This window comes from Caballeronia sp., from assembly GCF_049581465.1.
In the GTDB taxonomy this organism is placed as follows: Bacteria; Pseudomonadota; Gammaproteobacteria; order Burkholderiales; family Burkholderiaceae; genus Caballeronia.
The window spans coordinates 1-10666 of sequence record NZ_JBAUSA010000739.1; the positions used below are offsets into that span (position 1 = coordinate 1).

The 10666-nt window shown below is 59.9% G+C and carries 7 protein-coding genes; 6 read left to right on the plus strand and 1 reads right to left on the minus strand.

What is annotated here, in order from left to right; all coding sequences use genetic code 11:
• Positions 1–3074 (plus strand): YadA-like family protein (locus WCA53_RS18280; RefSeq protein ID WP_423913613.1); only part of this gene is annotated, 3074 nt, incomplete at its 5' end.
• A 131-nt stretch (positions 3075–3205) separates the two neighbouring features.
• Here WCA53_RS18280 and WCA53_RS18285 read toward each other — a convergent pair.
• Positions 3206–4051 carry a MurR/RpiR family transcriptional regulator gene (locus tag WCA53_RS18285; RefSeq protein WP_423913618.1) on the minus strand — a complete coding sequence of 282 codons (846 nt, stop codon included), beginning with the start codon at positions 4049–4051 and terminating at the stop codon, positions 3206–3208.
• Between the two features lie 299 nt (positions 4052–4350).
• On the opposite strand from WCA53_RS18285, the gene edd reads away from it, so the two are divergent.
• From edd to WCA53_RS18310, 5 genes are all read left to right on the plus strand, one after another.
• Positions 4351–6198, plus strand: a complete 1848-nt coding sequence (gene edd, locus WCA53_RS18290) for a phosphogluconate dehydratase (protein ID WP_423913622.1) — start codon at positions 4351–4353, stop codon at positions 6196–6198.
• 99 nt (positions 6199–6297) lie between these two features.
• Entirely contained in the window at positions 6298–6933 is a 636-nt protein-coding gene (gene eda / locus WCA53_RS18295; protein ID WP_423913625.1) for a bifunctional 4-hydroxy-2-oxoglutarate aldolase/2-dehydro-3-deoxy-phosphogluconate aldolase, read from the plus strand.
• Positions 6934–7195: 262 nt separating this feature from the next.
• The gene (locus tag WCA53_RS18300) at positions 7196–8557 is read left to right on the plus strand and encodes a gluconate:H+ symporter (protein ID WP_423913628.1); all 1362 of its coding nucleotides are present in this window, start codon (positions 7196–7198) and stop codon (positions 8555–8557) included.
• Positions 8558–8567: 10 nt separating this feature from the next.
• The gene (locus WCA53_RS18305) at positions 8568–9062 is read left to right on the plus strand and encodes a gluconokinase (protein WP_423913631.1); all 495 of its coding nucleotides are present in this window, start codon (positions 8568–8570) and stop codon (positions 9060–9062) included.
• A 482-nt stretch (positions 9063–9544) separates the two neighbouring features.
• Positions 9545–10666, plus strand: a 1122-nt coding sequence (locus tag WCA53_RS18310; RefSeq protein ID WP_423913634.1) for an Ig-like domain-containing protein, incomplete at its 3' end; no start/stop codon positions are given.

The window sequence follows — 10666 nt, forward strand, 5'->3', positions numbered from 1 at the left end:
AGATTGGCGGCACGACGTATGACAACGTGTCGGGTGCAGTTGTTGCAGCAGGTACGGCGGCAACGGATGCACTGACGGCTTCGACCGACTCGGTGAAGTACGACTCGAGCGCGCACGACAAGGTCACACTGGGCGGCACAGGCAAGCCGGCGGTGACGTTGACTAACGTTGCCAACGGTAAGGCCGATGCTGACGCCGTCAACATGTCGCAGTTGAACGCGATGGGCGGGAAGGTTGATTCGAACGGCGTCGCGCTGAACTCTTTCGTTGCCTACGATGACGCAACCAAGAAGTCGGTGACATTGGGTGGCGGCACGGCCGGAACCCAAATCCATCAGGTTGCCGACGGTACGTCTGATCTGGATGCGGTCAACTTGAAGCAGTTGAACGCCATGAACAGCAGCCTGATTGCGGTAGGCGCGAGCCTGAAATACATCCGTTTTGGCGCTTCGCAAGGCATGACGGCGATGGCATCGGGTACGGATTCGATCGCATTCGGCGGTGATGCCTTCGCAAACGGTGTTGGCTCTGTCGCGATTGGTCGCAAGTCCGCTGCGTCCGGCATCAATGCCATGGCTTTCGGCCTCGGCTCGAACGCCAGCGCAGACAACTCGGTAGCACTAGGCGCAGGCTCAATGGCGTCTGATCAAAACACGGTGTCAGTCGGTAGCTACAAACTTCAGCGTCGAGTTGTGAACGTTGCAAATGCTCAGGATGAAACCGATGCGGTTAATCTTGGCCAGGTCAACGAGTTGATCAAGGAGTCGACGGTTGCCAAAGCGTCGTTGCTGAAATCGACGTTGCGCGCGGCAGTCAGCGATGCTTTCCCGCCCTCGTCGTTGACGCCGGACCAATTGGTGAAATCGGGCCCGACGGACAAGGCTGGCCAGATCGAGGCCATGGGCACCGACTCGATTGCAATGGGTCTCAACGTTCACGCAACGCAAAACGGTGCCGTGGCGATTGGTCAGGGCGCTGCGTCGAGCGGTAACAACTCGGTGAGCATCGGTGTGAACACGATTTCGGTGGGTGATTCATCGACCGCGATCGGTGTAAATGCACAGGCAATGGGCGATCGCTCGCTGGTTATTGGCAAGGCTTCTTATGCCAATGCAGACGACAGCGTAGCGATTGGCAATAGCAACATCGTCGATGACCTTGGGCTGAAGACTGTTGCAATCGGCAACGCTAATACGGTTACCGGCGCGGGTTCGGTCGTGATTGGTAATTCCAACAAGCTGTCGACTGCCAACACGTTCGTGTTCGGTAGCAACATTACCGGCACGGACCTGAATGGCAAGGGCGGAGCGAACAGCATCGTGCTGGGTAACGGCAGTGATGCATCGCAAAGCAACGTTCTGTCGATCGGTGCGAAGGGTAGCGAGCGCAAGATCGTGAACGTGGCTGCTGGTACCACGACCACGGACGCGGTGAATTATGGTCAGATGAACAAGGCCATCGCGGACGCTGGCACGGGCGGTGGCGGTTCCACTCTGATCACGCAAGCCGGTGCTGGTGCTGACCTGCTGGTTGGCAGCAAAACGGACGGCACCCTTGTGAACTTTGCAGGCACGAATGGCGTGACACGTGAACTGACCGGTGTATCGGCAGGCACGAAGGCTACGTCGGCAGTGAACCTTAGCCAGTTGACGCCAGTAGTAGCAGCGCTGGGCGGTGGTGCGACGATCGATCCGACGACGGGTGCTGTAACGGCTCCGACGTACTCGATCGGCGACAAGCCGGTGCACAATGCAGGTGATGCGTTCAAGGCGATCGACACCAACCTCACCAGCTTGAACACCACGGTGGCGGACATGGCCGGTTCGACCGGTAATGGCATGGTTGTCCAGGACCCGACGTCGCGTGACATCACGGTTGGCGCGCTTAATGACGGCAACACAGTCAACTTCGCAGGGACTGCGGGCAACCGCAGGCTCACCGGTGTAGCTGCCGGCGACGTGAGCTCGTCGAGCTTCGACGCGATCAACGGTACGCAGCTGTACAACGCTGCTAGCGGTCTGGCAACGGCGATCGGCGGCGGTGCGGCGGTCAATTCGGACGGCTCGATCACGCAACCGTCGTTCAATGTTGGCGGCAACACCGTGCATAACATGGGCGATGCGATCACCAACATCGACGGCCGTGTTACTAACAACTCGAACAGCCTGACCGAACTGCAGACAACCGTGAACAACATCACCGCAGGTGGTGGAGTTGCAACGCCGAACGCAGTGGCGTACGACTCGGCGGCGCATGACAAGTTGACGGTCGGCAAGGACAGCCCTACGGCTACCGCCCTGATCACTGGCTTGACGGCTGGGGATATTTCAAGTGCCACCAGCACGGACGCAGTAACCGGCGGCCAGTTGTTCGCTACCAATCAGGACGTGGCGGCTCTTCAGCAATCCGTGCAGAACATCGGTACGACGGGCGCAGCAGGTATCGGCATCAACGGTATCAACGGTACTAATGGCGCGGACGGCACGCCGGCTGCAGTAGCATCGGCCACGGGCAGTGACGCAATCGCGATGGGCGACAACGCTTCGGCTTCCGGCGATCACGCTGTTGTGATTGGTGGCGGCGCGAGTGGCACGGGTGACGGCACGATCGCCATCGGTGGTAAGTCGAATGCGAGCGGTACTGATTCCATCGCTATCGGCAACAACGCTTCGGCTCCGGCTAACAACGCGGTGGCTCTGGGTGCAAACTCGGTTGCTGATCGTGACAACAGCGTTTCCATGGGTTCCGAAGGCAACGAGCGTCAGGTGACGAACGTGGCTGCCGGTACGAAGGGTACGGATGCGGTCAACCTGAACCAGATGAACTCGGCTGTTGGTGGTGTTGCTCGTAAGGCATACAGCGGTATTGCGGCAGCCACTGCGCTGACCATGATCCCGGATGTCGATGCGAACAAGACGCTGTCGATCGGTATTGGTGGCGGTACGTTCCAGGGCTACGCAGCAACGGCCATTGGCGGTACGGCTCGTATCACGCAGAACATCAAGGTGCGCGTTGGCGCGGGTTGGTCTGCAGCGGGTACGACGGTTGGTGCTGGTGCTTCGTACCAGTGGTAATCGAAGTCTGATCTGAGAGAAATCCGGTTCGTAAGAGCCGGGTTTTTCGAAGAGCTGGTCTTCAAAAATTTAAAGCGGGTTCCTCTTCGGAGGAACCCGCTTTTTTTATGCGGCGTGAAAATCCAGCTCAGCTAATTTCCCACGCGCCTCCTATCCAGCACGCCCTTCGCCTCAGCAAGTCTCTCCGCAAACTCCGGCCCCCGCGCCAACGCCACCCCCACCGCCAAAATGTCGCCTATCGCCAGATGCGATACCCGAGATGTCATCGGCGAGAAAATGTCCGTGTCTTCGTCTACGTTCGCGAACAAACCCACGCTCGCCAGACGCGCCAGCGGTGAATTTCCATGCGTGATCGCGATGACCTTCGCGCCGCTGTCCAGCGCCGACTTCACCGCGTCGAGTATGTCGCGCGTGCGGCCCGTGTTCGAGATAACCACGACCACATCCCCCGCGCCCAGCAACGCAGCCGATGTCGTGTAGGTGTGCGGATCGGAATACGCGACGCTCGGTACGCCGAGCCTGAAGAACTTGTGCTGGACATCGAGCGCGGCAATGCCCGATCCGCCCGCGCCGTAAAACTCGATCCGCCGCGCTTCGGCAAGCAGGGTGATCGCCGCAGCCACGCTGTCCGATGACAAACTATTGCGGACCTGCAGCAACGCGCCAATGGTCCGGTCGAGCACTTTTGCCGCGACGCCGGCGGCGGGCTCATCGGCGCGGACATCGCGGAACACGGCCGGCGCGGGAACGACGGACGCAATGCTCTGCGCCAGCCGGATCTTGAACTCCCGGAATCCCGAAAAACCCAGTGCCTGGCAAAACCGCGCTATCGTCGGCTGGCTGACGCCCGCTCGCTTGGCAAAGTCCGTCATGGCCAGATCCAGCACTTCGCGCGGCGCCTCCAGGACGTAATCGGCGAGCTTGCGCTCGGAGGGGCGCAACTGCTCGCGCATTGCTTCGACTTGGGACAGCAACATCGGGAATCTCGCCTATGCTGGAAATGCGTGGACTATAGCTGATTGACCGAAATGTACAAAAACTACACGATATATCGCGGTTCAGAGCATTTCAAATCACCGCGGCAAGCGCGCAAAGTAAGCCATTGCATAAGAATTACAACGTAAAGTAAGGGTTTTCCAGATGGAATTTATGTAGTTTTTCTACTAGAATTCCTACTCACGACACGGGCACGCCTCAAAAACAAAACTTCCCCGTCCCCGCGACCGTTCAACCCGGCGTCAACGCCCGCTCGCCGACACGAGCCGAAGGAGTTTCGATGGTTTCCCCGCATTCGCATTTGAAAAAAGTTACCCAGCGCGTGATCGAGCGCAGCAAGCCGACGCGTGCAGCCTATCTGGCGCGTATCGACGGCGCGCAAGGTCATTTCCCGGCGCGCGGCGCGCTCTCATGCGCGAACCTTGCGCACGGTTTTGCTGGCCTTGAAGGCCAGGAGAAGATCGCGATCAAGGCGGTTCGCGAACCGAACATCGGCATCGTTTCGTCTTATAACGAGATGCTTTCCGCCCACGCGCCGTTCAAGAATTACCCCGACATCATCAAGCACGCTGCCCGCGAAGCGGGCGGCGTGGCGCAGTTCGCGGGCGGCGTTCCGGCCATGTGCGACGGCATCACGCAAGGCAACGCGGGCATGGAACTGTCGCTGTTCTCGCGCGAAGCGATCGCGATGAGCACGGCCGTCGCGCTGACCCACAACATGTTCGATGCCGCTTTATGCCTCGGTATCTGCGACAAGATCGTGCCGGGCTTGCTGATCGGTGCGCTGCAGTTCGGACATCTGCCGACCATTTTCGTGCCCGCAGGTCCGATGACCAGCGGCCTCACGAACGACGACAAAGCCAAGGTCCGCCAGCAATTCGCGACCGGCGGATGCGACCGCGGCGCGTTGCTCGAAGCGGAAGCGGCGGCTTACCACGGCCACGGCACCTGTACGTTCTACGGAACGGCAAATAGCAACCAAATGCTGATGGAAGTCATGGGGCTGCATCTGCCGGGTTCTGCATTCATCCACCCGCATACGCCGTTGCGAGACGCGCTCACGGCCGAAGCCGCGAGACGCGTGCTGGAACTGACCGTGGAACGCGGCCATTACACGCCGGTCGGCCATGTCGTCGATGAAAAGGCGATCGTGAACGGCATCGTTGCGTTGCTGGCAACGGGCGGTTCCACCAATCACACGCTGCATCTGGTGGCGATTGCGCGGGCAGCGGGCATCGTGATCGACTGGAATGACTTCGATGAACTCTCGCAAGCCGTGCCGCTGACCGCGCGGATCTATCCGAACGGCAAGGCCGACGTGAATCATTTCCACGCGGCGGGCGGCGTTGCGTATCTGGTACGTGACCTGCTTCAGGCGGGCCTGCTGCACGAAGACGTGACAACCGTCGCTGGCAAGGGCCTGAAGCACTACACGCGCGAGCCGAAACTGCTCGATGGCAAGCTGAAATGGGTCGACGGCAGCGAAACCAGCCATGACACGAAAGTGCTGCGCAGCCACAAGGAACCGTTCGCGCCGGATGGCGGTTTGCGCCTGATGCAGGGCAAACTCGGCCGCGGCGTGATCAAGATCTCGGCGGTGGCGGACGCACATCGGTATGTGAAGGCGCCGGCTATCGTGTTCGAATCGCAGGAAGACGTGCAGGAAGCGTTCGATAACGGCGAACTCAAGCGTGATTTTGTCGCCGTCGTGCGGTTCCAGGGCGCGCGGGCAAACGGCATGCCGGAGTTGCACCGGTTGACGCCGCTTCTGGGCGTGTTGCAGGATCAGGGCTTCCACGTTGCGCTGGTGACGGACGGCCGGATGTCGGGTGCGTCGGGCAAGGTTCCTGCTGTGATCCACATTTCGCCGGAAGCGTTGCTGCATGGCCCGATAGGCAAGGTGCGCACGGGCGACATGATCGTTATCGATGCGAACAAGGGTGTGCTCGACGTCGAGATCGATGAGAACGAATGGGCGGCGCGCGAGGTCGAGCAGCCAAAGCATCAGGCGGCGAACGAAGTCGGTTTCGGGCGCGAACTCTTTGGCGTGTTCCGCGCGGCGGCGATGCCTGCGGAATTGGGCGCATCGGTGTTCGGCCCCATGGTCGGCGAAGTGGCACCGCAATAGACATGAAGACATGAAGTTCCGCGAGAACCTGAGAGCACTTGCGAGCACGGCAAAGAGAAGCACGAAGAAGCGCGAGCCAAACATACAAAGGAGCAACATATGAAATCAGTCAGCGAAATCGTACGTCTGGGCCCGGTGATTCCGGTCCTCGCGTTCGAGTCGGCCGAGCAGGGTGAAAACGTCTCGCGCGCATTGCACGCGGGCGGCGTCAAGGTGCTTGAGATCACGCTGCGCACGGCTGCTGGGTTGGAAGCTATCGAACGGGCAAGCCATCTGTCCGACGATATCGTGGTGGGCGTCGGCACCATCACCAAGCCCGAGCACTGCGGGCAGGCCAAGAAAGCGGGCGCGCAATTCGGTGTATCGCCGGGTTTGACGAAGGAGATTCATCAGGCCGCGCTGGATGTGGGCTTGCCGTTGCTGCCGGGCGTGATGACGCCGACCGACATCATCCAGGCGATGGAATTCGGTTATGAAATCGTGAAGCTGTTTCCGGCGCAACAGGCGGGAGGTGTCTCGATGCTGCAAGCGCTCAACGGCCCGTTCCCCGGCCTGAAGTTCTGCCCGACTGGCGGCATCACTGCGGAAACCGCGCCGAATTTCCTGGCGCTGCCGAACGTGGTGTGTGTTGGCGGATCGTGGTTGACGCCGAAAGCGGCGCTGGCCGCGCATAACTGGGAAGAAGTGACGCGTCTCGCGCGTGCGGCAAGTTTGCTGGCGCCATCGAAGGGATAAGTCTCGCTGTTGCCGAAAGCCAGGAACACAAAAGCCTTTGCGGTGCGCCAACCAGCGCTCAGCAAAGGCTTTTTCATATTCCGGAACAGTTGCCGCACAGTTTTCGTTCGCTGCAAGTAACATTGCGTCTCAGTGACTCGCCGACTGCGTGTGTGCTTGGCCTCTACCTGCTTGGCAAATGCGCCACCCGGGCGCTAACCCAGTAAGTGACAGCAAACGCACCCGCAAACCAAAAAATCTAAACAAACGAAGGAGACGCTTCATGGAGCCAGTCCACGGCAGCATGCTGCTGGTGTATGCGGTTATCGCTATCGTTCTGCTGATCTTGTTGATCACGCGATACAAGGTTTACCCGTTCCTCGTTCTGATCATCGTTTCGTTGCTATTAGGCCTGGCTGTCGGCATGCCGATGGACACCATCGTCAAGGCGTTCGAAACCGGCAATGGCAACACGCTCGGGCACATAGCGGTCGTGGTCGGGCTTGGCACGATGCTCGGCAAGATGATGGCCGAATCGGGCGGGGCGGAGCGCATTGCGAATACGCTGATTAGCTGGTTTGGCGAGAAATATATTCACTGGGCCATGATGTGCGTGGCGATTATCGTCGGCTTGCCGGTGTTTTTCGAAGTCGGTTTCGTGCTGCTGATTCCCATTGCGTTCAACGTGGCGAAACGCACGAACAAGTCGCTGCTGCTGATCGGCTTGCCGATGGTCGCCGGACTCTCGGTCGTGCACGGGCTGATTCCGCCGCACCCGGCCGCGCTGCTCGCGGTGCAGGCGTATCACGCGGATATTGGCAAGACGATCATGTACGGGTTGATCGTCGGTATTCCCACGGCCATTGTCGCCGGTCCGCTGTTTGCGCTGCTGATCCACAAGCACATCAAGTTGCCGGAGAACAATCCGCTGGCGGCGCAATTCACGGAGTCACACACGGAAGGTGCAACGCGCGAGCTCCCCAGCTTCGGCATTACGCTCTTCAGCATTTTGCTGCCCGTGATCCTGATGCTGGTCGGCAGTTGGGCCGACCTGTTCACCACGCCGAAAACGCTTCCGAATAGCCTGCTGCACTTCTTTGGCAATACGGACGTTGCGTTGCTGGTCGCCGTGCTGTTCAGCTTCTGGAGTTTCGGGGCATCGCGGGGATTCGATCGCGCGCAGATCCAGAAGTTTTGCGGCGAATGTCTTGCGCCTATCGCGGGGATTACGCTGATCGTGGGCGCGGGCGGCGGCTTTGGCAATGTGTTGCGCGAGAGCGGGATTTCGCAGCAGCTCGTGGCCACGGCGTCGGCTGCGCATTTGTCGCCGTTGTTGCTGGGCTGGTTCGTCGCGGCGCTGATTCGCCTGGCCACCGGTTCCGCGACCGTTGCCATGACGACTGCTTGCGGCATTGTTGCGCCGATCGCACTGGCAGCAGGCGCGAGCGTGAGTCCGGAGCTGCTGGTGCTCGCGACGGGCTCGGGCTCGCTGATTTTCTCGCATGTGAACGACGGCGGTTTCTGGCTGATCAAGGAATATTTCGGCATGACGGTCGGCCAGACATTCAAGACGTGGTCGCTGTGCGAGACGATTATTTCGGTAATGGGTTTGGGTTTGACTTTCGCGCTTTCGACGGTCGTGTGAGGAGGCTTCAATGATATTAATTGCGATGGGCGTATCCGGTTGTGGCAAGACGACGATCGGCGAAATGCTGGCTGAACGGCTGAAGTGCGATTTCGCCGATGCCGACAGTTTTCACAGCCAGGCGAACAAGGACAAGATGCACAAGGGCATCGCGCTCACGGACGAAGACCGCTGGCCGTGGCTTGCTGCAATCCGGGCATCGATAGAAGAAAAGCAGGCGGACGGCACCACCCACGTGTATGCGTGTTCGGCGTTGAAGCGCGTGTATCGCGATATTCTTCGGCACGGCGATAAGGACGTGACGTTTGTTTATCTGAAGGGAAAGCCAGAATTGCTGAGGGAGCGGATCAAGACGCGCACGGGTCATTTCTTCGATCCGGCGCTGCTGCAAAGCCAGCTCGATACGCTCGAGCCGCCCGGTCCGGATGAAGCCGTCGAGGTGGATATTGCACTTACGCCGGAACAGATCGTGGATAAGGTGCTAAATGAAGTGAAGGAGCGCTGACTTTAAGAAACTATTTCAGATTGCACAGATCAAGGTAAATAGCGAAACATTCGAATGTCTGAATAATCGCGGATTCACGCATTAATCTGGTGCCGCATTAAAGAAAAAGACCGTTTCAGCGCCAAGCTGGACCGGTCTTTTGCTTTTCTATAACGTGGAGCGCGGTCGCAAACGTATTGTCCCTCCTGTGGCATCTGAGGCATATCCATGCCAAAAAATAAGACAGTTTTAGGGGGAGTTCTTAGTTGTTTCCCAGCTTTGGAACACTGTTCGGTGAATTGTGGCCGGGCATGGCGAGATATCCATGTAATTAGGATTTTTCCCGTATGTAGCAACGTGTTCCGCAATCAGAATCGCAGTTCTCGCATGAAGCCTGCGTGGCAGCAACTTCTTTGCGGTACTTGGCCGGAGCCATATGAATTGTCCGCTATCTCGCGGGTTTCAGGTTCCGTCGATTTCTCGGTAATACAAGGTATAAAGAAATGGCGACTATCTCTCCCTCTAAAGCAGTCATTACGTCGGTAGGCGGCGCAACCGGCGGCGGCACGTCGAGCAGCGCGCAACCGGTGATCACCGGCACAGCCACCGCGGGGACCTATGTCAACGTGTACGACGGCGTTCGCCTGATCGGCACGGCAACGGTAGCGGCGAACGGCACGTGGAGCTTCACGGCGCCGGCCAGCCTCAAAGGCGGCACGCATTCGTTCACGGCGATTGACGTGGGCAGCGACGGCAGCTACGGCACCTCGTCCACTCCCATGTCGGTGATCATCCCGTCGGGCACGCCCGTTGTTCCGCCCCAGCCGGTGATCAACGGCATGACGGACGACCAGGGCCATCCGCTGCCGAATCCGACGAACGACCCGCATCCGTCCATGAACGGCACGGGCACGCCGGGCGACACGATCACCATGTACGACGGCAACACGCCGATCGGTTCGACCATCGTTGGTCCGGACGGCAAGTGGGTCGTCAAGCCGACGACTGATCTCTCCAACGGCACACACGACATCTATGTGATTGAAACGAACCCGGCCGGTGTGCCGAGCGTGCCGTCGGATCACACGAGCGTGATTATCGACACGAAAGTGCCGGCCACACCGGCGGCGCCCGTGCTGACCGACGGCAGCGGTAACGCCATTCCCGCGGGCAGCGCGACCAGCGACGGCCATCCGCATATCAGCGGCACGGGCGGAGCGGGCGACAAAATCACGGTGTACGACAACGGCACGGTGATCGGTTCGACCACCGTGGGTCCGGACGGCAAGTGGTCGTACACGCCGACCACCGACCTGTCGAACGGCACGCACAGCATCACCGTGATCGATACGAACGCGGCGGGTGCGCCGAGCACGCCGTCGACGCCGATCGTGATCAAGATCGACACGAGCGAGCCGCTTCCGCCGGCGGCGCCCACGCTGACCGACGACAGCGGTCACGCCATTCCTTCCGGCAGCACCACGAGCGACGGCCATCCGCATATCAGCGGCACGCGCTCGGTGGCGGGCAACACGATCACGGTGTGGGACGGCCTGACGGTACTGGGTACGGCTACGGTGGCGGCGAACGGCACGTGGACGTTCACGCCGTCGAAGGACCTGTCG